Genomic DNA, 23056 nt, shown 5'->3' on the forward strand with positions numbered 1-23056 from the left:
CAAAGGGCTGGGATCTTGCGATCTCCAGCCCTTTTTCCATGGGGCGCCCCCCCAAGCCTCAGCGTTAGTCCAAGGTCATCAGGCTGGCATTGCCGCCAGCCGCAGCCGTGTTGATGCTGATGGCATGCTCGGCCAGCAGGCGGAACAGCGGCACGCTGCCGTCGGCAGCCTGGGCGGTGATCGGCACGATGGCGCCGGCGCGGCCCGCCAAGGTGCTGGCCGTGGGCAGCCAGCCGCTGGCGGCATCAACGATCAGCGCATCAAAGGCTTCGGACTGCACAAAGGCCTGCTCGCTGTGCGCAGACAGCTGCACCGAGGCACGCACCGAGGCGGGCAATTGGGCCAGCAGGCTGGCTTGGCTGCTGCCTGCGGGCCACACGGCGGTGGAGCCCGCGGCGAGCACGGCGGCGAGCTGGGCCAGCAGCAGGCTGCTGGTGCTGGCCACGCAGGCCACGCGCTCGCGGCCACTCAGCACATACAGATTGCGCTCACCGGTAGGGCCGGGCAGCTCGGCCGCAAAGCCGTTGCCGGTATGGGCGGCATAGCGCTGGCACAGCGCTGCCAGATCGCCCTGGCCTTGCTGGCTGGCCCAGCTTTGCAGCGCCTCCAGCCCAGCGGCGGGGGCGGCATCGGCCTGTTCCAGGCCATGGGCATTACCGCGCTGGCCGGTGCTGGCGGCCGGGGCCTCGCTACCGGCCATGCGCGGTAGGTGGGCGAGCGCATCCACGGTGGCCGTGGCCGGCATGCGGCTGAGCAGGCGCAGCATGTACAGCGGGCCGCCGGCCTTGGGGCCCGTGCCCGACAGGCCTTCGCCGCCAAAGGGCTGCACACCGACGACGGCGCCGACGATATTGCGGTTCACATAGATATTGCCGGCATGCGCAGCGTTGACCACCTGGGCAATGGTCTCGTCAATGCGGGTGTGCAGGCCCAGGGTGAGCGCATAGCCGGTGGCATTGATGTCGGCCAGCAGCTGGGGCAGGTTCTCGCGGCGGTAGCGCAGCACATGCAGCACCGGGCCGAAGACTTCGCGCTTGAGCTCGGAGAGCTGGCCGATGGCGATCACCGTGGGCGGCACAAAGGTGCCTTGCGCGCTGGCGCCACTGTTTTGCCAGACCTGGTGGCCAGCGGCCTGCATGCGGGCAATGTGCTGGTCGATGACGCCCTTGGCCTCGGCGTCGATGACGGGGCCGACATCGGTCTTGAGCTGGCAGGGGTTGCCCAGCTGGAGCTCCTGCATCGCGCCGCGCAGCATGTGCAGCAGGCGGTCGGCCGCTTCTTCCTGTACGCACAGCACGCGCAGCGCCGAGCAGCGCTGGCCGGCCGAGTCAAAGGCCGAGGACAGCACATCGACCACGACCTGCTCGGCCAGCGCGGACGAGTCCACGATCATCGCGTTCTGGCCGCCGGTCTCGGCCACCAGGGTGACGGGCTGGCCTTGGGCGTCGAGGCGCTGGGCCAGCGTCTTTTGCAGAATGCGCGCCACTTCGGTCGAGCCGGTGAACATGACGGCCTGCACGCGGTGGTCGCCCACCAGGCGGGAGCCCACGGTCTCGCCGGTGCCCGGCAGCAGCTGCAGCACATCGCGCGGCACGCCGGCCTGCCACAGCGCCTGCACGGCGGCAGCCGCGATCAGCGGGGTCTGCTCGGCCGGCTTGGCCAGCACGGTGTTGCCGGCAGCCAGCGCGGCGGCAATCTGGCCGCTGAAGATGGCCAGCGGGAAGTTCCAGGGGCTGATGCAAACCACCGGGCCCAGCGCCTGGTAATCCGCCTGGCCCCAGCTGCGCACCTGGGCGGCGTAAAAGCGCAGAAAGTCCACGGCCTCACGCACTTCGGCAATCGCGTTGGAGCAGGTCTTGCCGGCCTCGCGCACCAGCACGCCCATCAAGGTGGGCATATGTGCTTCGAGCAGATCACCAGCTTTGGCCAGGCAGTCAGCACGCTGGGCGGGCGCGGTGGCCTGCCAGCGGGCAGCGGCGGCCTGGGCGGCGGCCAGCGCAAATTCCACCTGCTCGGTCGACGCCTGCGTGACGCTGCCGACCTGGTCGCCGTGGTCAGCCGGGTTCAGCACCGGCTCGCTGGCCTGGGTGGATGCGGGCGCGCCATCGGCCAGCATCGGCTGGGCATGCCAGGCCATCTGGGCGCTGGCCTGCAGGTCGTTCTGCAGCGCGCGCAGGCGGTCGTCGTTGGACAGGTCGAGCCCTGCCGAATTGCTGCGGCTTGCGCCATACAGCGCGCGCGGCTGGGCAATGTGCGGGTTGGGCAGGCCCAGCTGGCCTTCGCTCTGCGCCCACTGCTGGGCGGTGGTCACGGGGTTTTCCACCAGCTTGGCCAGGGGGATGTCCTGGTCGGCGATGCGGTTCACAAAGCTGGTGTTGGCGCCGTTCTCCAGCAGGCGGCGCACCAGGTAGGCCAGCAGGGTTTCATGCGTGCCCACGGGTGCATAGATGCGGCAGGGGCGGCCCAGGTTCTCGCTGGCGTTGCGGCCCACGACCTGCTCGTACAGCGGCTCGCCCATGCCGTGCAGGCACTGGAACTCGTACTGCCCGGGCTGGTAGCGGGCCGGGTCGGCCAGGTGGTAGATGGTGGCCAAGGTGTGGGCGTTGTGCGTGGCGAACTGGGGGTAGACCGCATCGGGTGCGGCCAGCAGCTGGCGCGCGCAGGCTAGGTAGGACACATCGGTATAGGCCTTGCGGGTGTAGACCGGGTAGCCTTCCAGGCCGTCGATCTGGGCGCGCTTGATCTCGCTGTCCCAGTAGGCGCCCTTGACCAGGCGCACCATCAGCCGGTGCTGGCTGCGGCGGGCCAGGTCGATGATGAAGTCCAGCACATAGGGGCAGCGCTTTTGGTAGGCCTGCACGACAAAGCCGATGCCGGCAAAGCCGGCCAGCTCGGGCGCAAAGCAGAGCTTTTCCAGCAGGTCCAGCGACAGCTCCAGGCGGTCGGCTTCTTCGGCGTCGATATTGAGACCGATGTTGTAGCCCTTGGCCAGCACGGCCAGCTGCAGCACCACCGGGTAGAGCTCGGCCATCACGCGGTCGTACTGGGCGCGGCTGTAGCGCGGGTGCAGCGCCGACAGCTTGATCGAGATGCCCGGGCCTTCGTAGACGCCCCGGCCATGGCTGGCCTTGCCGATCGCATGGATGGCGTTTTCATAGTCGCGCAGGTAGCGCTTGGCGTCATCGCTGGTCATCGCCGCTTCGCCCAGCATGTCGTAGGAGTAGCGGAAGCCCTTGGCCTCCAGGCGCTCGGCGTTCTTCAGCGCCTCGCCAATCGTCTCGCCGGTGACGAACTGCTCGCCCATCATGCGCATGGCCATGTCCACGCCCTTGCGGATCAGCGGCTCGCCGCCCCGGCCAATGAGGCGGGTGAGCGACTGGCCCAGCGAGCCTTCGCTGTGCGTGGCGACCAGCTTGCCGGTCAGCACCAGGCCCCAGGCGGCGGCGTTGACGAACATCGACGGGCTCTTGCCCACATGGGCCTTCCACTGGCCGTGGGCGATCTTGTCGCGGATCAGCACATCGCGGGTGGCCGTGTCCGGGATGCGCAGCAGCGCCTCGGCCAGGCACATCAGCGCAATGCCTTCTTGCGACGACAGCGCAAACTCCTGCAGCAGGCCTTGCACCAGGCCGGAGCGGCCGCTGTCGGCCTTGCGCTCGCGCAGGCTGCGGGCCAGCTGCAGCGCCAACGCGTCGCCCGCCTGGGCGATGGCGGCGGGCGGCGTGGCCTGGGGCAGCAGCGCTTGCAGGGCCTCGGGCTCGGGCTTGCGGTAGGCGGCGGTGATGGCCGCGCGCAGCGCCGAGGCGGGCTGCAGTGCCGACACCAGCTCATTAAAAACAGGAGCGCTTGCGCCAGATGGGCTGCTGTCTGCGGCCGAAAGGGACGAGGTGGTGGTGGGCTGGTTGTCAACAACGGCATTGGCAGTCATGGCGGGCTCGGTTAGCAAGTAGATAGTGAATGCCGCCAGTGTGATCGTTTATGGTTTGAATTTCTCTCCATAATGTGGCCCATTCTTAGTGAAAAATTCAGCCCATGACCGCCATCATCGACCCACCGGAGGACCTGGACCGCATCGATCTGCGTATTCTGGCTGTGCTGCAGCGCGACGGCCGCATCTCCAACCTGAAGCTGGCCGAGGCGGTGTCGCTGTCGGCCACGGCGGTGCTGGCCCGCGTGCAGCGCCTGACCAAGGAAGGCTATATCACCGGCTACGAGGCGCGCTTGAACCCGCAAAAGCTGGGCGCGGCGATGCTGGTCTTCATCGAGGTGCTGCTCGACCGCACGACCCCCAATGTGTTTGACGAGTTCAAGGCGGCGGTGCAGGTGCGGCCCGAGATCATGGAGTGCCATATGGTGGCTGGCGGCTTTGACTACCTGGTCAAGATCCGCGTGGCCGACATGAACCACTACCGCCACTTTGCCGGCGAGGTTTTGTGGCAGCTGCCCGGCGTACGCGAGACCCGCACCTACGCGGTGATGGAAGAGGTCAAAAGCTCCAACCGGCTCTACCTGGGCGGCAGTTGATGCAGCCCATGCGCGGCCGATTTGCAGTACACTGAGATTTCACGGCGCCGATTTGCTTCAGCTTGCGGGCGCTTTATAAATCCAGCTAAAGACTCGGTAGGCGACTGCATTCCATCGACCCGGCCTCGTTTTTAGCGTTGCCGGGTTTTTTATGTCATTCGTTGCGACACCCCAATCAATGCATTTCCCGGAGGCGCTCCCGCTCCAAAGTGGCGCCTCCATCCGCGACTACCACCTGGCCTACGAGACCTACGGCCAGCTCAATGCCGACCGCTCCAACGCCATCCTGGTGTGCCATGCGCTCAACGCCTCGCACCATGTGGCCGGCTACTACGAGGGCCAGCCCAAGAGCGAGGGCTGGTGGGACAACATGATCGGCCCGGGCAAGCCGGTCGATACCAATCAGTTCTTTGTCATCGGCGTCAACAACCTGGGCTCCTGCTTTGGCTCCACTGGGCCCATGCACCGCAATCCGGATGCAGACAAGGACACGGACCAGGTCTATGGCGCCGATTTCCCGGTGGTGACGGTGGAGGACTGGGTCAATGCCCAGGCGCTGCTGCTCGACCGCCTGGGCATCACGCAACTGGCCGCCGTGCTGGGCGGCAGCCTGGGCGGCATGCAGGCACTGTCCTGGACCTTGCAGTACCCCGACCGCATGCGCCATGCGGTGGTGGTGGCCAGCGCGCCCTGTCTGTCGGCCGAGAACATTGCGTTCAACGAGGTGGCCCGCCGCGCCATCGTGACCGACCCGGACTTCCACGGCGGCCACTTCTACCGCCACGGCGTGATCCCCAAGCGCGGCCTGCGCATTGCCCGCATGATCGGCCACATCACCTACCTGAGTGACGATGTGATGAACCAGAAGTTCGGCCGCCAGCTGCGCGAAGGCATGGATCTCAAATACAGCACCCAGGATGTGGAGTTCCAGATCGAGAGCTATCTGCGCTACCAGGGCGACAAGTTCAGCGACTACTTCGACGCCAATACCTATTTGCTGATCACCCGTGCGCTCGACTACTTTGACCCGGCCAAGCCTTTTGGCGGCGACCTGACCCAGGCGCTGGCCGGCGCCAAGGCCCGCTTCATGCTGGTGAGCTTCAGCACCGATTGGCGCTTTTCGCCGGCGCGCAGCCGCGAGATCGTCAAGGCCTTGCTCGACAACCGCCGCACCGTCAGCTACGCCGAGATTGACGCGCCCCATGGGCATGACGCCTTTTTGCTGGATGACGCGCGCTACATGGGCGTGATGCGCTCCTATTTCGAGAACATGGCCCGCGAACTGAGCGCCGGCCAGCCCAGCGCCCAGGAGGCCGCATGACCGAAGCTTCTTCCACCTTTCAAGCCATTGCCAACCTGGTGCCGCTGGGCGCACGCGTGCTGGACCTGGGCTGCGGCGATGGCAGCTTGCTGGCCTACCTGCAGCGCGAGCGCCAGTGCAGCGGCTATGGCATCGAGTTTGACGACGCCAATGTGCTCGCCTGCGTGCGCCGGGGCGTGAACGTGCTGCAGCTGAACCTGGAAGACGGCCTGGCCATCTTCGAGGACAACAGCTTTGATATGGTGCTGCAGATTGACACCTTGCAGCATCTGCGCAATGTCGAGGTGATGCTGCGCGAGACCGCGCGCATCGGCAAGCAGGGCGTCGTCGCCTTTCCCAACTTTGCGCACTGGCCCAACCGCTTGTCCATCCTGAAAGGCCGCATGCCGGTGACCAAGCGCCTGCCTTACCAGTGGTACGACACGCCCAATATCCGCGTGGGCACCTTCAAGGATTTTGAGGTGCTGGCGCTCAAGAACAAGCTGCGTATTCTTGATAGCTTTGGCCTGCAAAATGGTGAGGTGCGGCGCTGGCTGCCCAATGCCCGCGCGGGCACGGCGGTGTTCCACTTCGAGCACGCCTGAGCCGCACTGCGGGCCTTGCCCGGCCGGGCCCTGCGCTGGATGACGGCAGCAGGGCTTTGCCCGAGGCGATAGCCGGGCGGCGCTGGCGCTGGTACGCTTATGCCTGCGGCTGCCCTTGTCGTGGCAGCACCTCCAGGAGATTCACCCATGAACGCCCGCCTAGACGCCGCCCATCTGCAAGCCAATGCGGCCTTGAGCCACATCAGCCAGCAGTGGGACCGCGATATCCTTCGCCAGCTGACCGACTACATCGCCATCCCCGCCAAGTCGCCGGGCTTTGATGGCAACTGGGAGCAGCATGGTTTCATCGACACGGTGGTGCGCAATGCCGCCACCTGGATCGAGGCGCAGAAGGTCGAGGGGCTGACGCTGGAGGTGGTGCGCGTGCCGGGCCGCACGCCGGTGCTGTTCTTTGAAGTGCCTGCCACCCAGGCCCAGAGCACGCAGACCGTGCTGATGTATGGCCACCTGGACAAGCAGCCCGAGTTCTCCGGCTGGCGCAATGACCTGGGCCCCTGGACCCCCAAATACGAAGACGGCAAGCTCTATGGCCGGGGCGGCGCCGATGACGGCTATGCCACCTATGCCAGCGTGGCCGCCATCCAGGAGCTCAAGCGCCAGAATGTGCCGCACCCGCGCATTGTCGGCCTGATCGAGACCTGCGAGGAAAGTGGCTCGGGCGACCTGCCGGTCTATATCGACATGCTCAAGCCCCGCCTGGGGGATGTGGGCCTGGTCATCTGCCTCGATAGCGGCGCGGGCAACTACGACCAGCTGTGGCTGACCACCAGCCTGCGCGGCATGGTCGCAGGTACCTTGAAGGTGGAGATCCTCACCGAAGGCGTGCACTCGGGCGATGCCTCGGGCGTTGTGCCCTCGTCTTTCCGCATCATGCGCCAGGTGCTCGACCGCCTCGAAGACAGCAAGACCGGCCGCCTGCTGCCCGAGAGCTTTCACTGCGCGGTACCGGCTGAGCGCCTGGCCCAGGCGCAGGCCACGGCCGGCATTCTGGGTGACGAGCTGTACAAGCGTTTCCCCTGGGCGCATTTTGACTGCAATGGCTCGAGCCTGTTTGCGCTGCCCACCACCACCGACCCCACGCAGGCGCTGCTCAAGCGCACCTGGGAGCCGACCTTGTCCGTTACCGGCGCCGAAGGGCTGCCTGCGCTGCAGGATGCCGGCAATGTGCTGCGCCCCTATACCGCGTTCAAGCTGAGCCTGCGCCTGCCCCCGCTGGTCGATGCCACGCAGTGCATGCAAGAGCTCAAGACCTTGCTCGAAGACAATGCACCCTACCAAGCCAAGGTCACCTGGGAAGGGGCCAGCGGTGCCAATGGCTGGAATGCGCCCAACACCAGCGACTGGTTCCTGAACGCGCTCAACCAATCGAGCCGCGCGCACTTTGGCGCCGACTGCGGCTTTATCGGTCAGGGCGGCTCGATCCCGCTGATGGGTATGCTCAGCGCCGGCTTCCCCAAGGCGCAGATGATGGTCTGCGGCGTGCTGGGCCCCAAGAGCAATGCACACGGGCCCAATGAGTTCCTGCATGTGCCTTATGCCAAGAAGCTGACCGCCGCCGTGGCCCAGGTGATTGCCTGCATGCCCACCACGGCTGCCAGCGCATAAATACAGCCAGCCCCCGGGCAGCCGCCGCGTGCCGATGTGCATGGGGCGGCTGCCTTTTGTTTTTGACCATAAAGACTACGCGCCCGCCATGACCGAGCCCACCGCCCCCACGCCCACGATCTTGTTTGACGGCACCGAACCCCTGGGTGCCAGCGCCGACCTGCAGGACAACGGCAAGCCCTTTTTCTTTCAGCTGCCCAACGGCCAGAAGGCCTTTGTGATCCGCTGGCAGGGCCAGCTGCACGGCTGGATCAACGAGTGCCAGCACGCCAGCGTGCCCATGGACTTTGATGGCGACATTCTGGAGAGCGGCCGCCAGTTCATCCTCTGCCCCTACCACGGCGCCATCTACCAGCCCGATACCGGCAAATGCGTGGGCGGCCCCTGCCGGGGCGCCAGCCTGGATGCGGTGGCGGTCGAAGAGCGCGATGGCGCGGTGTGGCTCAAGCACGGTTGAACCTCTGCCCGGCTCGCCAAGCCCCAGTGCGCTCCCACGGCATCCTTTTGGCGCGATACTGGCGCCCTTCAAAATAAGCGGCCACTCCTGCCATGCCGCTTGCGCAGCGCCCCGCCATGAAATCCCCGATCCGAATTGTTGATGTTGACCGCCTGGAGACCTGGACCAAGTACAAGGCCGGTCTCTGCGACAGCTGCGCGGCCAACTGCTGCACGATGCCGCTGGAGGTGCAACTGCCCGATCTGGTGCGCCTGGGCCTGGTGGACGCCTTTGAAGTGGACAACATCGCGCACAAGCTGATCGCCAAGCGCCTGCTCAAGGCCCGGCTGATCGACCACTACAACCCCAAGAACAATATCTTCACGATGGCGCGCCGCGCCAGTGGCGACTGCCAGTTTCTCGACCCGGTGGCGCGCCGCTGCACCGTGTATGACAAGCGGCCCGAAACCTGCCGCCTGCACCCCAAAAAAGGCCCCAAGCCAGGGTTTTGTGCCTATGGGCACAAAGATTTGCAATAAATCCTGGGCCGATTATCGGGGGCCGCTCCGGCCGACCTGTTGGCTCAGCGCCCCGAGCGCTTTATACAGAGGGTAAATAGTCCTCTAGAATGGCTCGCGCACCTGCTGCAGGTGTTGCGCAGGCCCTGCCAACGCAGGGCGAAGGCATTTTCTCAAGCCAACTAGCCAATGCAAAAATCAAAAATTTTCTGGTCGTTGGGCGTGCTGGCGCTCCTGGCCGCCGTCCTCACGATTTATGGCCTGGGCCTGCACAACGGCCTGGTGTTCGACGATGGCCGGCTGTCGGACGGCACCATTTTTGGCCGTTATGGCAGCTTGCTCGAGCCCAAGGTGCGCATGCTGTCCTATGGCAGCTTTGTCTGGGTGCAGTCGCTCTTTGGCGAGAGTATGGCCGTGCAGCGGGTCGTCAATATCGTGCTGCACCTGGCCACTTGCTATGCAATATGGCTGCTGGTGTCGGCACTGTTCAAACACACCCAGTTTTCGGACGAGGCGCGGGCAGAGCCGGGTTTTGACACCAATATCCGGATGGCGATATTTGCCGCAGTGGCGCTGTTTGCCGTGCACCCGGTGGGCGTATATGCCGTCGGTTATCTGATCCAGCGCAGCATGGTGATGATGACCCTGTTTTCCGCGCTGGCCTGCTGGGCGTATATCCGCGCCTTGGCGGGGGCGGGGCTGCAATGGGCGGCGCTGGCCGTGGTTTTCCTGCTCTGCGCGTTGATGAGCAAAGAGCATGCGGTGGTGCTGCCGGCACTCGCCTTGCCGCTGTATGTGTTTGTCAAACGGCCTTCGTGGAAGAAGCTGCTGGCGATCGCCGTGGCGATTGCCGTGCTGATCGGGCTGTTCACCGCGCTGCTGTGGACGCAGCTGGGCGCCTTTGTCGGCGCTGTCGCCACCGATGACACCTCCTGGGCCTATGTGCGCCAGCTCGAGCAGCTGCAGCCAGGCATCACCTCGTCGATCTACCCGCTCAGCCTGCTCAACCAGGGCAAGCTGTTTTTCCAGTACGGCCTGCTGTGGCTGCTGCCCAATGTGCAGTGGATGGCGCTGGACCTGCGCCCGGTCTTCCCGCTGAGCTTTGTCAGCCTGCCCCATCTGCTGGGTGGCCTGGGCTATGTGGCACTGGTGATTGGCAGCGCGGTCCTGCTGCTGCGCAAACGTGATGCCTGGGGCCTGGTGGGCCTGGTGCTGCTTTGCACGGCGCTGCTGTTCAGCACTGAGTTTGTCACCAGCTGGTTGCAAGACCCCTTTGTGCTCTACCGCAGCTATATCTGGGCGATGCTGCTGCCGGCCTTGCTCGCGCTGGTGCTGCTGCTGTTTCCGCGCAAGCTGATGGTGGCCATCGCCTGCGCCGCTGGCCTGGTGCTGACGGCCCTGGCCACGGAGCGCAGCCTGAGCCTCAAGTCTGAGTACAGCGCCTGGAGCGATGCCGCCCAGAAGGTGGACGAGCAGGCCCCCTTCAACGCCTTTGGCCGCTGGCGCCCCTTTATCAACCGGGGTGCGTCGCTGCTGGAAAACCTGATCTACGAGCAGGCGCTGCAGGACTTTGACAAAGCGGTTGCGCTGCAAGAACCCCTGGGCTCGGCACAGTTCAACCGCGGCATGACCCTGGAGCTGCTCAAGCGCTACCCCGAGGCGCTGGCCGCGTTTGACAGCGCCCAAAAGCAAGGCTTTGACAATGCGGCGCTGGCCTACCACCAGGCCACGGCCTACAAGATGACGCAGCAGATGGAGCCGGCGTTCCAAAGCTATGCCAAGGCCCTGGCGATGAAGCCCGAAGACGTCCTGCTGCCCAAGATCTTGCTGGAGCAGGCCGAGGTTGCCATCCCCTCGGGCCACTACGACGTGGCCATTGCGAACTACCAGCGCCTGCTGCAGATGTCGCCGGGCAACACCCGCCTGGAGGTGGGCCTGGGCATTGCGTTCATTGGCAAGCGCGATTTTGCGCAGGCCTTGCAGATCTTTGATGCGTCGCTCTCGCGCCAGCCCAACCCCCCCGCCTACTACGGCAAGGCCCTGGCCTACCGCGAGCAGGGCGACCGTGCCCAGGCCATTGCCAACCTGCAACGCGCCAGCGCCATGGACCCGGCCAACCCGGTCTACCAGCGCCTGCTGCAGCAATTGCAGGGCGGCCAATAACATGCTGCGCCATTGGCTGGGCCGGCCCCAGGCTGCGCCCTTGCATGCACAGGCGGGCGATGCGCCGCAGCGCGTGCTGCATGTGGGCAAGTTCTACCCGCCGTACCGGGGCGGCATGGAATCGTTTCTGGCCGATCTGATCGAGCAGCAGCGCGCCAACGGCATCGACGCCCGCGCGGTCGTGCATGGCGATCCGCTACCCGAGGACCCGCCCTGGCTCATCCGCGTGCCGGTGCAGATCACCCTGGTGTTCGCGCCGATTGCGCTGGGCTTTCCGCTGGCGCTGCACCGGGCCATTCGCGGCTTCCAACCCGATGTGCTGCATCTGCACATGCCCAACAATGCGGCGTTCTGGGCGCTCATCATGCCCGCCGCGCGCCGGGTGGCCTGGGTCACGCACTGGCACTCGGATGTGCTGATCTCGAAATGGGATAGCCTGCTGCAGCTGTGCTACCAGGTCTACCGGCCCTTCGAGACCAAGCTGCTGCGGCAAAGCGCGGCCATCCTCGCCACCTCGCCGCCTTACATGGCCGCCAGCGTTCCGCTGCAGCGCTGGCTGTTCAAGACCTTGGCGATCCCGCTGGGCCTGAAGCCGCTGGGCCAGGGGGTGCTGGAGCAGGCACAGGCCGAGGCCCCACAGCTGCAGCTCTGGGGCGATGCCCGGCTGCGCGTGCTGTCGGTCGGCCGGCTGACCTACTACAAGGGCTTTGACACCCTCATCTCGGCCGTGGCCGGCTTTGCCGATGTGCAGCTGATCATTGCCGGTGAAGGTGAGCAGCGCAAGGAACTCGAAGCGCTGATTGCGCGCGAGCGCGCCCAGCAAGGCTGCGCCAACGTCCAGCTGCTCGGCCAGGTCAGTGAGGCGCAAAAGCATGCGCTGTTCAACAGCTGCGATATCTTTGCGCTGGCCTCGCGTGAGCGCACCGAGGCCTTTGGCCTGGTACTGATCGAAGCCATGCAGCATGGCAAGCCCTGCATTGCCTCCGACTTGGATGGCTCGGGCATGTCCTGGGTGGTGGGGCAGTCGGGCAGCGGCCAGTGCTATGCCCCCGACCAGGTGCAGGCCTGGAAAGAGGCCATGCGCCAGGCGCTAGCCGCCAAGGCACAGCTGGCCGGGCGTGGTCTGGCGGCGCAGCAGGCGGCTGACGCCTATTTCACCATTGGCCAGTGCGAGCGGCGAATTGCTGAGGTCTACGACAGCATTCTGCCCGCCAGTGAGCGGGCACCTGCCCAGCCCCAGGCGGCCGCAGCGGCCAGGCCCTTACAGGTTGCGGTGGTGCAGCAGGCCGCGCAATGGCCGCTGCTGCAGCAGTGGCAGGCCGCCCACCCCGAGAGCCTGCTGCTCTGCGTCGATGCCAGCGGCCAGCGCAGTCCCGATCTGCAGGCTCTGGGCGGCTTGGCGCAGGTGTCGCTGGCCGACCTGGGCTGGTCCGAGGTGATCACGCTGGTCCAGCGGCTCGCCGCTGAGCAGGCGCTTAGCGCCCTGTCCATCCGCTCTGCCGCCGATCTGCTGAGCGAGACGGGTGCCGAGCCACTGCCAGCGCCGCCTGCGGGCTGGTGGCAGCGCTGGCTGGCGCGGCGTGGTGTCCGCCACCTGCAGCTGGGCCGCCATGCCTTGCTCTTGCGGGGCGATGAGATGGCTGCCTGGGCCGGTGCACGCCACGCCTTGGTAGGGGGGCATTTGTTCATGCGTAGCGCCTAGCCAGCATTTGGCCAGCGCTTGTCTAGCGCATAGGTTCTTGCCAGGGCGGCTGGCTCAGCAGCCCAGCAGCATGGGCGGGCGCACCACTGCCAGCACACTGGCGGCCATGCCCGCGCCCAGCAGCAAGCCCCGGCGCCAGCGCGGCCAGTGGCGGGTGACATGCTCCATGCCCAGTGCCGCAGGTGCGGCGGCAAAGAAGATGCCGTAGTTCAGCACGCGCAGCATCCAGTTGGTGTCCAGCAGCCACCACGACGCGGCAACGGCCAGCAGGCCCAGCAGCGCAACGCCCCCCAGCACACAGACCAGAAAACGGGCCATGCCCGGATCGATCCGCTGGTGGTGAAAGCCCCCCAGCCAGCGCCCGGCACCGACCAGCAAAAAACCCGCGAGCAGCAGGTTGCCGGACTGGAACACGACAAACCGGATCCAGGAGCCGCCATAGGGCGCCCATGCCGCCGGTGGCAGCAGATAGGCCTGCATCGTGAGCACCAGCAGCGCTGCGATGCACAGCGACCATCCGGCAGCACGCTGGTGGCGCAGCAAGCCGGCCAGGGCTGCAGCGGGCCAGCGGATGTCGCCATGCCACCAGCGGCGGCTGGCCCAGGCCATGGCGGCCACGGCCACCAGCAGGTCCAAGGAGGCTGGCAGGCTCAGCGGCCAGTGCTGGAAATGGGCCTGGCGCAGGTCGCGCAGCATATCGGTGTAAGGCCCGCCGGGCCAGGCATAGACCGCAAAGCTGGCGATGCACAGCAGCGCAATGGCCAGGTGGCGCAGGCTCCAGCGGCGCTGGGTAATGCCATGGGTGGCCACCAGCACCAGGCACAGAAAGACCAGCACCGCGTGACTCAGGATATGGGTAAAGGCGACGGCAGGCAGCGCGACAAAAAAGGCCAGGCCGCCCCGGTGCTGTAGCCAGCGCCAGGCCGAGATGGTGCCCAGAAATACCGCCAGCTGCCCCCATTGCTGCGGGCGAGCCTCAAGCAAGGGCGCCCAGAAATAGCTCGACAGCGCCAGCGTTGCAAACACCGGCACCAAGGTCTTGAGCCCCAGGCGGTAGTAGCCCCAGCTCAGACCCCCAACAACGATAAACACGCCGCAGACCCCCATCCAGGGCATCACCTCGGCGTGGCTGGAGCCGGTCACCCAGGCCGCCTGGCGCAGCGTGTTGACAAAGGCAGGCCCCGAGACCGGCCAGGCCACGCCCTGGTCGAGCTGCTGGGCGATGCCGATCCAGTTCTTCTCGTCGTTGACGCACAGGGGGTAGTTCAGCAGCATGCGCATGGCGCAGGCCAGCAGCGCAAACAGCGCAGCCCATGCCAACAGCGACACGACCCGCGTGCGCAGCGCCAGGTAGGGCAGCGGCATCGCGGGTGCAGGCGGTGCGAACGGGGGCATCGTAGGCAAGGACATCAGCGCTGGAGTGTAGAGGGCCTCAAGCAATATGGGAGAAATCTGGGCGTTTTTGTTGCATTAATTGGTACAGCGCCTGGGCCGCCACCGACAGCTGCGGCTCGCGCCTGCGCACCAGGTAGATCTGGCGGTCCATGCCGGGCAGATGCAGCGGCCGGGTGACCAGGCCAGGCTGCGCAAAGTGAAACAAGGTCAGGGCCGGCACCACGCTGATGCCCAGACCGGCCTTGACCAGGCCCATCACGGTGGCCAGCTGCTCGACCTCCACCAGGGTCTGCATGGTCTGCGGGAAAAAGGCGGCATCGAGGTACTGGCGCACGCTGCTGTGCCGGGCCAGGTGCACAAAGGGCCAGGCCGCCAGATCGGGCAGCTGCACCTCGTCCAGCGCGGCCAGCGGGTGGTTGGCCGGGCAGACCAGGTGAAAGCGGTCGCTGCAAAAGGGCTCGGCGCGCAGATCGGGCGTGTCGGCGCGGATGGCGGCCAGTGCGAAGTCGGCATCGCCATTGGCCACCGCGGCAATGCAGGGCTCGGACAGCACATCGAAGACCTGCAGCTGCACACCGGGGTGCTGGCCGGCAAAGCTGCGCAGCACCGGCGGCAGCCAGCCAGCGGCCAGCGACGGGAGCAGCGCGACGGCGACCCGGCCCTGGACAAGCTGGGCGGTAGCGCGCATCGCTTTTTCACAGGCGGCAAATTCGGCTGCGATGCGCTGGGCCGATAACAGAAACTGCTCGCCCTCGGGCGTCAGCAGCACATGCCGCGTGCTGCGCTCGAACAGGCGCAGGCCCACGGTGGTCTCCAGCGCGCGGATGAGGGCGCTGAAAGCCGGCTGGGACAGGTGGCACAGGCTGGCGGCTCGGGTGAAGTTCTTCTGGCTGGCCAGCGCCAAAAAGGCCTGGATGTCGCGCTGGGATAGATTCATTTGTATTACAGATTAATCGATCTCAATTATCGATTTCACAACATAGAGCCTCTTTTCTATAGTGGGCTGCAGGAGATGCTATGCAGACAGACAAGACACCGCCCGCAGCCATGCTGATTGGCTGCGCGGCTGGCTTTTCAGGCGACCGGGTGGATGCGGCAGCGCCGGTGGTGCAGGCGCTGGTGGCCTTGCAGCAGCCCGCGTTTCTGATTTTTGAAACACTGGCCGAGCGCACCCTGGCGCTGGCCCAGCTGGCCCGGCGCGACGACCCCGAGGCCGGCTACGAGCCCTTGCTGGTGGAGCTGCTGCGCCCGGTGCTGGCTGATTGCCTGGCGCACCGCATCCGCATCGTCAGCAATTTTGGCGCGGCCAACCCGCAAGGCGCCGCCCGCGCCATTGCCGCGCTGGCGCGCAGCCTGGGCCTGCGCGCGCCCCGTATCGCCGTGGTGCAGGGCGATGACCTGAGCGGCCCGGCCCACCGGCCCATGCTGGCCCAGGCGCTGGGTGCGCAGATGCCCGAGCAGCCGCTGGTCAGCGCCAATGCCTATATCGGCGCGCGGCCGATTGCCGAGGCGCTGCAGGCGGGCGCCGATATCGTGGTCTGCGGCCGGGTGGCTGATCCATCATTGGTGCTGGGCCCGGCGATGGCGCATTTTGGCTGGGCCTGGGATGACTGGGACCGCCTTGCCCGCGCGACGATGGCCGGCCACCTGCTCGAATGCGGCACCCAGGTGAGCGGCGGCTATTTTGCCGACCCGGGCTACAAAGAGGTGCCAGGCATGGACCGGCTGGGCTACCCGATCGCGGAGATCGACGACAGCGGCAACTGCAGCATCTTCAAACCCGAGGGCACGGGCGGCTGCATCACGACCGCCACCGTCAAGGAACAGTTGCTCTACGAGATCCACGACCCCTGCTGCTACCTGACCCCCGATGTGGTGGCCGACATCAGCCAGGCCCAGGTGCGGGCCGAGGGCGAGAACCGCGTGCGCCTGGAGGGCGTCATCGGCCACCCGCGCCCCGAGGCGCTCAAGGTCAACACCTGCTATGCCTCGGGCTGGTTTGCCGAGGCCGAGATTTCCTATGCCGGCCCCCGTGCGGCCGAGCGTGCGCGCCTGGCGGCGCAGACCGTTGCCCAGCGCCTTGAGGGCATTGCGCCACTGCGCAGCGACCTGATCGGTGTCACCAGCGTCTGGGGCAACGATGCCAGCGATTGGCTGGCCGGTGCCGACCTGTCAGCCGCATCGCAGGATGTGCGCCTGCGCATGGCCTGGCAGCATGCCGACAAGGCCACTGCAGCGCGCCTGCCGCGCGAGATCAATGCGCTGTACTGCTGCGGGCCCGCCGGTGGCGGTGGCGTGCGCAGCCATATGCGCCAGCGCCTGGGCATGGTGTCCTGCCTGGTGCCCCAGGCACTGATTACCACGGGCTTTACCTGGGCTGCGCAAGAGGAGGCCGCCGCATGACCGACAGCATCACCACCCCGCTGTACCGCCTGGCCCATGGGCGCACCGGCGACAAGGGCAACCGCTCCAACATCAGCGTGATTGCCTGGCATCCCGCGCTGTGGGAGGTTATCTGTGAGCAGGTCAGCGAAGCGGCCGTGGCCGCGCTGTTTGCCGACCGCCAGCCCAGCCGTGTGCAGCGCTACCTGCTGCCCCAACTGCAGGCGATGAACCTGGTGCTGGACGAGGTGCTGGACGGCGGCGTCAACGACGCGCTGAACCTCGACAGCCATGGCAAGACCCTGTGCTTTCGCGTGCTGCAGATGCCGATCGCGCTGCCGCTGCATTTGCAGGCCCATCTGGTGGGCCCGGCCGATGCGGAACCCCCATCCACCCCTGAATAAAAAACCAACCGGAGACAAGAGATGACATTTTCCACCCGCCGCCACCTGCTGGCCTGTGCCACGGCGCTGGCCATCAGCCCCCTGGCCTTTGCGCAGGGCGACTACCCGTCCAAGCCCATCACCTTTGTCGTGCCCTTTGCCGCAGGCAGTGCCACCGACCAGCTGGCGCGCGCGCTGGGCCAGGCGGTGACCGAGCAGACGCGCCAGCCGGTGATCGTCGAGAACAAGGCCGGTGCCAGCGGCATGATCGCCGCGCAGGCGGTGGCCAAGGCCCCGGCCGATGGCTACACGGTGCTGATCACCACCAACACCACGCATGCGGCCAATATCCACCTCTACCGCAAGCTGTCCTATGACCCGGTCAAGGACTTCACGCCGATCACCGGTCTGGGCAAGGGCGGCCAGGTGCTGGTGGTGCCGGCCAATGCGCCCCACCAGTCGGTGGGCGATCTGCTCGCCTATGCCAAGGCCAACCCGGGCAAGCTCAGCTTTGGCAGCGGCAGCTCGTCGAGCCGCGTTGCCGGCGAGATGCTCAAGCAGCTGGCCCATGTGGACATCCTGCAAGTGCCCTACAAGAGCAACCCCTTGGCCATCACCGACCTGCTGGGCGGCCAGATCAACCTGATGATCACCGACGTCTCCACCGGCGTGCCGCAAATCAAGGCGGGCAAGCTGCGCGCACTGGGCTATTCCACACAAAAGCGCAGCGCCCAGCTGCCCGATGTGCCCACCATTGCCGAGGCCGGTGTGAAGGGCTATGACATGGGCTATTGGTTTGCCGCCTATGCTCCAGCGAATGTGCCCGCTGCCGTCAGCGCCAAGCTCAACCAGCTGCTGGGCCAGGCCGTGGGCAGTGCGGCTGCCAAGTCCTTCTTCGAGATGTCGGGATCCGAGCCCTGGACGACGAGCCAGGCCGAGCTGGCGCAGTTCCAGGCGGCCGAGACCACCAAATGGGGGCAGGTGATCAAGGCAGCGGGCATTACGCCGGAGTGAAGCGCCGCTTTGAACAGGTTCTTATAGGATCCAGCGTTTGGGCAGCATGCGCTTGATCTCTGCCTTAGCCAGGTCGATGAAGGGCTTGAGCACCAGGGTGGAGGCATGGCGGTTGGAGACCACCATCGAGTACTCGCAAGGGACGGCGGGCTCGAACAGCACAAACTTCACATCCGGGCCGTGGTAGCTGCAGGCCGTCAGCGGGTCGATGATCGCCAGGCCGGCGCCGGCCTCGACCAGCTTGATGGCGGCGTACGAGATCTGGGTCTCGATGTTCACGCGGCGCTGCACCCGGTTGACGAGGAACAGGCTGTCGAGCTTGGTGCGGGTCTCCATCATCGTGGGCAGCGACACCAAGGGCTCGTCGACAAAGTCGACCGGTGACAGGCTGGTCTTGCGCGCCAGCTTGTGGCCGGCAGGCACGGCGACGACCAATTTGCCGATCACCAAGGTCTCCAGCCCCTTGAAGCGGGTGTGGTCGGGCGAGAGCATCACAAAGCCGATATCGCAGCGCTCGGCCTGCACCATGTCCAGCGCGGCCGGCGAAGCCTGCATGTGCAAGGTGACCAGGGTCTCGGGGAACTGGGCGCTGAACTTGGCAATGGCGCTGGGCAGGAACGAGGTCGCCATCGCCGGCGCGGCCGTCACCTCCAGCCGCTGCAGGCGCCGAAAGCGTACGTTCTCCGAGATGTTGCGGATGCGCTCGATGCCCATCAGCGCCTGGTGCACGTCTTCGAGCAGCAAGGTCGCCGCCGAGGTCGGCTGCAGCCGGCTTTTGACGCGCTCGAACAGCGGCATGCCGATGCGCGCCTCGAACTCGGCAATCAGCCGTGTCACCACGGGCTGGGTCACCTCCAGCGACTGGGCCGCTGCGGTGACCGAGCGGCGCAGCATCAGCGCCCGAAAGGCCTCCAGATGCCGCAGTGTGATTTTCTTATCCATGTTGTAAAGACATGAGTTAATGGCCTAATGCAATCGAATAGTCTACAAAATTACTAATTTTGTAAATATTTCAATGGTTTATTGATTAAGAAATTTCCATCTCATAAAGGCATTGAAGCAGGAATTCACCGATTCAATTTTGCCTGCAGATGCCTATCATTGGTGACCAGACAGATTGAATTCCACTTGGTTTCACGCTACTTTCTGGAGGTAATTTCGATGACCGCATCCCGTCTGGCTCTCTCCCTGGCTGCTGCCTTTGCTGCCACCACTGGCATCGCCCATGCTGAAGACATCTATGTCGGTGGCTATGGCGGCTCGACCGAGACCGCCTTCAAGCAAAAGATAATTCCCGCCTATGAGAAGCTGACCGGCAACAAGGTCATCTATGTGCCTGGCAACTCCACCGACACCCTGGCCAAGCTGCAGGCCGAAAAGAACAACCCGCAGTACGACGTGGCGCTGATGGATGACGGCCCGATGGAGCAGGCGGTGCAGTTCGGTTTCTGCGGCGACATCGAATCCGCACCGGTCTACAACGACCTCTACCCGATGGCCAAGACCGCGGGCAACAAGTCGCTGAACCTGGGCGTCATCGCCACCGGCCTGTTCTACAACGAAGAGGCCTTCAAGAAGGCCGGCTGGGCCGCACCCACGTCGTGGAACGACCTCAAGGACAAGAAGTTCAAGAGCAAGACCGTGATCCCGCCGATCAACAACGGCTACGGTCTGCAGACCTTGCTGATGTTTGCCGAGATGAACGGCGGCAGCGCGAGCAATATCGACCCCGGTTTCCAGGCGCTGATCAAGGAAGTGGGCCCCAATGTGCTGGCCTGGGAGCCGTCGCCGGGCAAGATGACCGAGCTGTTTCAGAACGGCGATGCCGTCATCGGCGTCTGGGGCAGCGGCCGCGTCAAGGCGCTGGCCGATACCGGCTTTCCCGTGAAGTTCGTCTACCCCAAGGAAGGCGCGTTTGCGCTGTTCACCTCCGTCTGCCCCGTTGCCAAGAAGCAGCCCAAGGCCGGTGCGCAGAAGTTCGTGCAGTTCCTCTACACGCCTGAATCGCAAACGGCGCTCGCCGAGACCCAGGCCTGGGGCCCCATGAACAGCAAGGTCAAGTTGGACGACAAGGTCGCCAAGCAAGTGCCTTATGGCCCCGAGCAGATCGCCCAGCTGAAGACCGTGGACTACAAGATCGTCAACGTCAAGCGTTCCGAATGGACCAATCGCTGGAACCGCACTGTCGAACGCTAAGGGTGCCTCGACATCTTCGCTATGGATAGGTGCTAAGCCGCCAGCCGCCCTACACAGGCCTGCCGCGCCGCCCCACGCGGGCCGCAGGCCCCGGAGTTTCACATGAGTTTTCTACGTATCGAGGGCCTTGCCAAGAGGTTCGGGGATTTTGTTGCCGTCAAGGACTTCCACCTGGACGTCGAGCGCGGTGAGTTTGTGTCGCTGCTGGGCCCTTCGGGCTGCGGCAAGACAACCACCTTGCAGATGATCGCCGGCTTTCTGGACCCCAGCCAGGGCCGCATTGTGCTGGACGGCAAGGACATCACCCAGCTGCGCCCCGAGCAGCGCGGCATGGGCGTGGTGTTCCAGAGCTATGCGCTCTTTCCCCACATGACGGTCGAGCAGAACATCTCCTTTGGCCTGGAGATGCGCAAGCTCAGCCGCGATGTCGTGCAGCAGCGGATTCAGGATGCGCTGGCGCTGGTGCGCCTGCATGGGCTCGGCGCCCGTTACCCGCGTGAACTCTCCGGTGGCCAGCGCCAGCGCGTGGCCATTGCCCGCGCCTTGGCGATCCAGCCCGAGGTGCTGCTGCTCGATGAACCCATGTCCAACCTGGACGCCAAGCTGCGCCAGGAAATGCACGTCGAGATGCGCGCCATCCAGCGCCAGCTGGGCATCACCACCATCTTGGTGACGCACGACCAGGTCGAGGCGATGACGATGAGCGACCGCATCGCGGTGATGCACAACGGCCAGATCGCCCAGGTCGATTCGCCCCAGCAGATCTATGACAAGCCCAGCTGTGACTTTGCCTCGGTGTTCCTGGGCAAGACCAACCGCTTCGAAGGCCAGGCCCACAGCCGCGAGACCGTGAAGATTGGCGACATGGTGCTGGGCGCGCCCAGCCCGGTGGACAGTGGCCCGGTCGTGGTCTACCTGCGGCCCGAGCGCATCGAGGTGGCTCCGGCCGGCCAGGGCGGCCTGCCCGGCACCATCAAGACCTTGCTGTTTTTGGGCAGCCAGTGGGTGGTCAATGTCGGCACCGCGCTGGGCGACATCCATATCAGCCTGCCCAATGCGCGGCGTGCCGCGCTGCATGAGGGCGACGAGGTCACGCTGAACTGGGCCCCCGACGATGTGCGCGTGCTGACCCAGCAGGAGGCCAGCCGTGGATAGCAAGAACCGCTGGAAACCCTGGGCCATGTCCGGCCCCGGCCTGCTGGTCTTTGTGACCATGCTGCTGGCGCCGCTGGCCTTGACCGCCATCCTGTCGCTCAATGTCTTCAACGGCATGGAAGGCATCCAGAGCGTCTACTCGCTCAAGAACTACCTGGAGATCTTCAGCGACAGCTACTACCTGGAGATCTTTGGCCGCACTGCGCTGATGTCGGCCATCGTTACCGTGCTGTGCGTGGTGCTGGGCGTGCCCGAGACCCTCATCATCTCGCGCATGCGGGGCCGCTGGCGTGGTGTGTTTCTGCTGATCATCCTCGCGCCCCTGCTGATCTCGGTGGTGGTGCGCACCCTGGGCTGGTCCATCCTGATGGGCAACAACGGCCTGATCAACAAGGGCCTGATGCTGTTCAACATCATCGACGAACCACTGCGCCTGGCCTTCACGATGACGGGCGTGACGATTGCCATGGTGCATGTGATGGTGCCGTTCATGGTGATCTCCGTCTGGGCCTCGCTGCAAAAGCTCGACCCCCAGGTCGAGAACGCCGGCCTGTCACTGGGTGCCAGCCAGCGCACCGTGTTCCGCCGTGTCGTGCTGCCCCAGCTGCTGCCCGGCATCCTCTCGGGCAGCATCATCGTCTTCGCGCTGTCGGCATCGGCCTTTGCCACACCTGCACTGCTGGGCGGGCGGCGCCTGAAGGTGGTGGCCACGGCCGCCTATGACGAGTTCCTCAACACCCTGAACTGGCCGCTGGGCGCTGCCATTGCCGTGGTACTGCTGGTCGCCAACATCATCATCATCGTGGGCTGCAATCGCTGGATCGAGCGCCGCTTCAAAGCTGTTTTCGAGGGTTGAGCCATGCAAAAAAACAGTCCTCTGGCGCTGGTCTACCACGCGCTTTTCATCACCTTCATCCTGGCGCCGCTGGCCGTGGTGGTGGCGGTGGCCTTTACCGACAAGGGCTTCATCTCCTTCCCCACCGATGGCCTGTCGCTGCGCTGGTTCCGTGCCATCCTCGATGCCACCGAGATCAAGTCGGCCTTCTGGTTCTCGGCCAAGCTGGGCCTGGCTGCCGCCTCGATCGCGATCGCGCTGGCGGTACCGGCGGCGCTGGCCATCACCCGCTACCGCTTTGCCGGCCGCGAGGTGCTGATGGCCTTTTTCATGTCGCCGCTGATGATTCCCCACGTCGTGCTGGGCGCGGCCTTCCTGCGCTTTTTCAACATCGCGGGGCTCTCGGGTTCGTTCTTCTGGCTCATGTTTACCCACGTGATCTGCATCATGCCCTATGCGCTGCGCATGGTGCTGTCGGCTGCCACCGGCATGAACCGCGAGATCGAGCATGCCGGCCTGTCGCTGGGCGCATCGCGCAGCACCGTCTTTCTGCGCATCACCGTGCCGATGCTGATGGCCGGTATCGCCGGCGGCTGGATGCTGTCCTTCATCCAGAGTTTTGACGAACTGACGATGACGGTGTTCGTGGCCACGCCCGGCACGATGACCCTTCCCGTGGCCATGTACAACCACATCGCCCAGACCATTGATCCGCTGGTGACCTCGGTCTCCACTGTGCTGATCGTCGGCACGCTGGTGCTGATGGTCATCCTGGACAAGCTCGTCGGCCTGGAGAAGGTACTGATTGGCAAAGGTTGAGAG

The 23056-nt window shown here is 65.4% G+C and carries 19 protein-coding genes; 15 read left to right on the forward strand and 4 right to left on the reverse strand.

Going from position 1 to position 23056, the window contains the following annotated elements; translation table 11 throughout:
* Window positions 1–64 precede the first annotated feature (64 nt).
* Window positions 65–3928, reverse strand: a complete 3864-nt coding sequence (putA, locus tag N4T19_RS17485; protein WP_260718647.1) for a trifunctional transcriptional regulator/proline dehydrogenase/L-glutamate gamma-semialdehyde dehydrogenase — start codon at window positions 3926–3928, stop codon at window positions 65–67.
* Between the two features lie 104 nt (window positions 3929–4032).
* Here putA and N4T19_RS17490 point away from each other — a divergent pair, with 104 nt between their 5' ends.
* From N4T19_RS17490 to N4T19_RS17525, 8 genes are all read left to right on the forward strand, one after another.
* Window positions 4033–4524: an Lrp/AsnC ligand binding domain-containing protein gene (locus N4T19_RS17490; RefSeq protein ID WP_021025653.1), complete on the forward strand. Its 492-nt coding sequence runs from the start codon at window positions 4033–4035 to the stop codon at window positions 4522–4524.
* A 151-nt stretch (window positions 4525–4675) separates the two neighbouring features.
* Window positions 4676–5845, forward strand: a complete 1170-nt coding sequence (gene metX, locus N4T19_RS17495; RefSeq protein ID WP_260718648.1) for a homoserine O-succinyltransferase MetX — start codon at window positions 4676–4678, stop codon at window positions 5843–5845.
* On the forward strand, window positions 5842–6429 hold the full coding sequence (gene metW, locus N4T19_RS17500; RefSeq protein ID WP_260718649.1) for a methionine biosynthesis protein MetW: 588 nt from the start codon (window positions 5842–5844) through the stop codon (window positions 6427–6429). The genes metX and metW overlap by 4 nt, the downstream gene beginning before the upstream one ends.
* A gap of 147 nt (window positions 6430–6576) precedes the next feature.
* Entirely contained in the window at window positions 6577–8055 is a 1479-nt protein-coding gene (locus N4T19_RS17505) for a M20 family metallopeptidase (protein ID WP_260718650.1), read from the forward strand.
* Window positions 8056–8143: 88 nt separating this feature from the next.
* Window positions 8144–8512 carry a Rieske (2Fe-2S) protein gene (locus N4T19_RS17510; RefSeq protein WP_116925484.1) on the forward strand — a complete coding sequence of 123 codons (369 nt, stop codon included), beginning with the start codon at window positions 8144–8146 and terminating at the stop codon, window positions 8510–8512.
* Between the two features lie 116 nt (window positions 8513–8628).
* Window positions 8629–9030 (forward strand): YkgJ family cysteine cluster protein, encoded by a 402-nt coding sequence (locus N4T19_RS17515; protein WP_260718651.1) that lies wholly within the window; start codon window positions 8629–8631, stop codon window positions 9028–9030.
* A gap of 168 nt (window positions 9031–9198) precedes the next feature.
* Window positions 9199–11172 (forward strand): tetratricopeptide repeat protein, encoded by a 1974-nt coding sequence (locus N4T19_RS17520; protein ID WP_260718652.1) that lies wholly within the window; start codon window positions 9199–9201, stop codon window positions 11170–11172.
* A gap of 1 nt (window position 11173) precedes the next feature.
* Complete coding sequence (locus N4T19_RS17525; RefSeq protein WP_260718653.1) at window positions 11174–12874, forward strand: glycosyltransferase; 1701 nt, start codon at window positions 11174–11176, stop codon at window positions 12872–12874.
* A gap of 54 nt (window positions 12875–12928) precedes the next feature.
* On the opposite strand, the gene N4T19_RS17530 is transcribed toward N4T19_RS17525, so the two are convergent.
* Window positions 12929–14284 carry a hypothetical protein gene (locus tag N4T19_RS17530; RefSeq protein WP_260718654.1) on the reverse strand — a complete coding sequence of 452 codons (1356 nt, stop codon included), beginning with the start codon at window positions 14282–14284 and terminating at the stop codon, window positions 12929–12931.
* A gap of 22 nt (window positions 14285–14306) precedes the next feature.
* Window positions 14307–15206: a LysR family transcriptional regulator gene (locus tag N4T19_RS17535; RefSeq protein ID WP_260718655.1), complete on the reverse strand. Its 900-nt coding sequence runs from the start codon at window positions 15204–15206 to the stop codon at window positions 14307–14309.
* An 80-nt stretch (window positions 15207–15286) separates the two neighbouring features.
* On the opposite strand from N4T19_RS17535, the gene N4T19_RS17540 reads away from it, so the two are divergent.
* The 3 genes from N4T19_RS17540 to N4T19_RS17550 are packed head-to-tail and all read left to right on the forward strand — an operon-like array spanning window position 15287 to window position 18048.
* A complete protein-coding gene (locus tag N4T19_RS17540; RefSeq protein WP_116925490.1) occupies window positions 15287–16672 on the forward strand; it encodes an acyclic terpene utilization AtuA family protein in 1386 nt (461 codons plus the stop codon).
* Window positions 16669–17055, forward strand: coding sequence for an AtuA-related protein (locus tag N4T19_RS17545; protein ID WP_116925491.1), 387 nt, complete (start codon window positions 16669–16671; stop codon window positions 17053–17055). The genes N4T19_RS17540 and N4T19_RS17545 overlap by 4 nt, the downstream gene beginning before the upstream one ends.
* 21 nt (window positions 17056–17076) lie before the next feature.
* Window positions 17077–18048, forward strand: a complete 972-nt coding sequence (locus N4T19_RS17550; protein WP_260718656.1) for a Bug family tripartite tricarboxylate transporter substrate binding protein — start codon at window positions 17077–17079, stop codon at window positions 18046–18048.
* 21 nt (window positions 18049–18069) lie between these two features.
* Here the strand turns inward: N4T19_RS17550 and N4T19_RS17555 are convergent, their stop codons facing one another.
* Window positions 18070–18990 (reverse strand): LysR substrate-binding domain-containing protein, encoded by a 921-nt coding sequence (locus tag N4T19_RS17555; RefSeq protein ID WP_182344556.1) that lies wholly within the window; start codon window positions 18988–18990, stop codon window positions 18070–18072.
* Window positions 18991–19209: 219 nt separating this feature from the next.
* Here N4T19_RS17555 and N4T19_RS17560 point away from each other — a divergent pair, with 219 nt between their 5' ends.
* The 4 genes from N4T19_RS17560 to N4T19_RS17575 all read left to right on the forward strand — a co-directional run bounded on the left by N4T19_RS17560 (window position 19210) and on the right by N4T19_RS17575 (window position 23053).
* A complete protein-coding gene (locus N4T19_RS17560) occupies window positions 19210–20244 on the forward strand; it encodes an ABC transporter substrate-binding protein (protein WP_116925494.1) in 1035 nt (344 codons plus the stop codon).
* A gap of 102 nt (window positions 20245–20346) precedes the next feature.
* Window positions 20347–21399 (forward strand): ABC transporter ATP-binding protein, encoded by a 1053-nt coding sequence (locus N4T19_RS17565; RefSeq protein ID WP_182344560.1) that lies wholly within the window; start codon window positions 20347–20349, stop codon window positions 21397–21399.
* Window positions 21400–21424: 25 nt separating this feature from the next.
* Window positions 21425–22255, forward strand: a complete 831-nt coding sequence (locus N4T19_RS17570) for an ABC transporter permease (protein ID WP_116925533.1) — start codon at window positions 21425–21427, stop codon at window positions 22253–22255.
* Between the two features lie 3 nt (window positions 22256–22258).
* Entirely contained in the window at window positions 22259–23053 is a 795-nt protein-coding gene (locus tag N4T19_RS17575; RefSeq protein WP_116925496.1) for an ABC transporter permease, read from the forward strand.
* Window positions 23054–23056: the final 3 nt, after the last annotated feature.

It is taken from the genome of Comamonas squillarum (genome assembly GCF_025309455.1).
In the GTDB taxonomy this organism is placed as follows: Bacteria; Pseudomonadota; Gammaproteobacteria; order Burkholderiales; family Burkholderiaceae_C; genus Comamonas; species Comamonas squillarum.

Excerpts from the sequence above, each read along its gene's own strand:
- N4T19_RS17510 (WP_116925484.1), top strand. The coding sequence starts at position 8,144 with ATGACCGAGCCCACCGCCCCCACGCCCACGATCTTGTTTGACGGCACC.
- N4T19_RS17520 (WP_260718652.1), top strand. The coding sequence starts at position 9,199 with ATGCAAAAATCAAAAATTTTCTGGTCGTTGGGCGTGCTGGCGCTCCTG.
- N4T19_RS17550 (WP_260718656.1), top strand. The coding sequence starts at position 17,077 with ATGACATTTTCCACCCGCCGCCACCTGCTGGCCTGTGCCACGGCGCTG.
- N4T19_RS17555 (WP_182344556.1), bottom strand. The coding sequence starts at position 18,990 with ATGGATAAGAAAATCACACTGCGGCATCTGGAGGCCTTTCGGGCGCTG.
- N4T19_RS17530 (WP_260718654.1), bottom strand. The coding sequence starts at position 14,284 with ATGTCCTTGCCTACGATGCCCCCGTTCGCACCGCCTGCACCCGCGATG.
- N4T19_RS17505 (WP_260718650.1), top strand. The coding sequence starts at position 6,577 with ATGAACGCCCGCCTAGACGCCGCCCATCTGCAAGCCAATGCGGCCTTG.
- N4T19_RS17540 (WP_116925490.1), top strand. The coding sequence starts at position 15,287 with ATGCAGACAGACAAGACACCGCCCGCAGCCATGCTGATTGGCTGCGCG.
- N4T19_RS17565 (WP_182344560.1), top strand. The coding sequence starts at position 20,347 with ATGAGTTTTCTACGTATCGAGGGCCTTGCCAAGAGGTTCGGGGATTTT.
- N4T19_RS17535 (WP_260718655.1), bottom strand. The coding sequence starts at position 15,206 with ATGAATCTATCCCAGCGCGACATCCAGGCCTTTTTGGCGCTGGCCAGC.
- N4T19_RS17570 (WP_116925533.1), top strand. The coding sequence starts at position 21,425 with ATGTCCGGCCCCGGCCTGCTGGTCTTTGTGACCATGCTGCTGGCGCCG.
- N4T19_RS17575 (WP_116925496.1), top strand. The coding sequence starts at position 22,259 with ATGCAAAAAAACAGTCCTCTGGCGCTGGTCTACCACGCGCTTTTCATC.
- metW (WP_260718649.1), top strand. The coding sequence starts at position 5,842 with ATGACCGAAGCTTCTTCCACCTTTCAAGCCATTGCCAACCTGGTGCCG.
- putA (WP_260718647.1), bottom strand. The coding sequence starts at position 3,928 with ATGACTGCCAATGCCGTTGTTGACAACCAGCCCACCACCACCTCGTCC.
- N4T19_RS17545 (WP_116925491.1), top strand. The coding sequence starts at position 16,669 with ATGACCGACAGCATCACCACCCCGCTGTACCGCCTGGCCCATGGGCGC.
- N4T19_RS17525 (WP_260718653.1), top strand. The coding sequence starts at position 11,174 with ATGCTGCGCCATTGGCTGGGCCGGCCCCAGGCTGCGCCCTTGCATGCA.
- N4T19_RS17490 (WP_021025653.1), top strand. The coding sequence starts at position 4,033 with ATGACCGCCATCATCGACCCACCGGAGGACCTGGACCGCATCGATCTG.
- N4T19_RS17560 (WP_116925494.1), top strand. The coding sequence starts at position 19,210 with ATGACCGCATCCCGTCTGGCTCTCTCCCTGGCTGCTGCCTTTGCTGCC.
- metX (WP_260718648.1), top strand. The coding sequence starts at position 4,676 with ATGTCATTCGTTGCGACACCCCAATCAATGCATTTCCCGGAGGCGCTC.
- N4T19_RS17515 (WP_260718651.1), top strand. The coding sequence starts at position 8,629 with ATGAAATCCCCGATCCGAATTGTTGATGTTGACCGCCTGGAGACCTGG.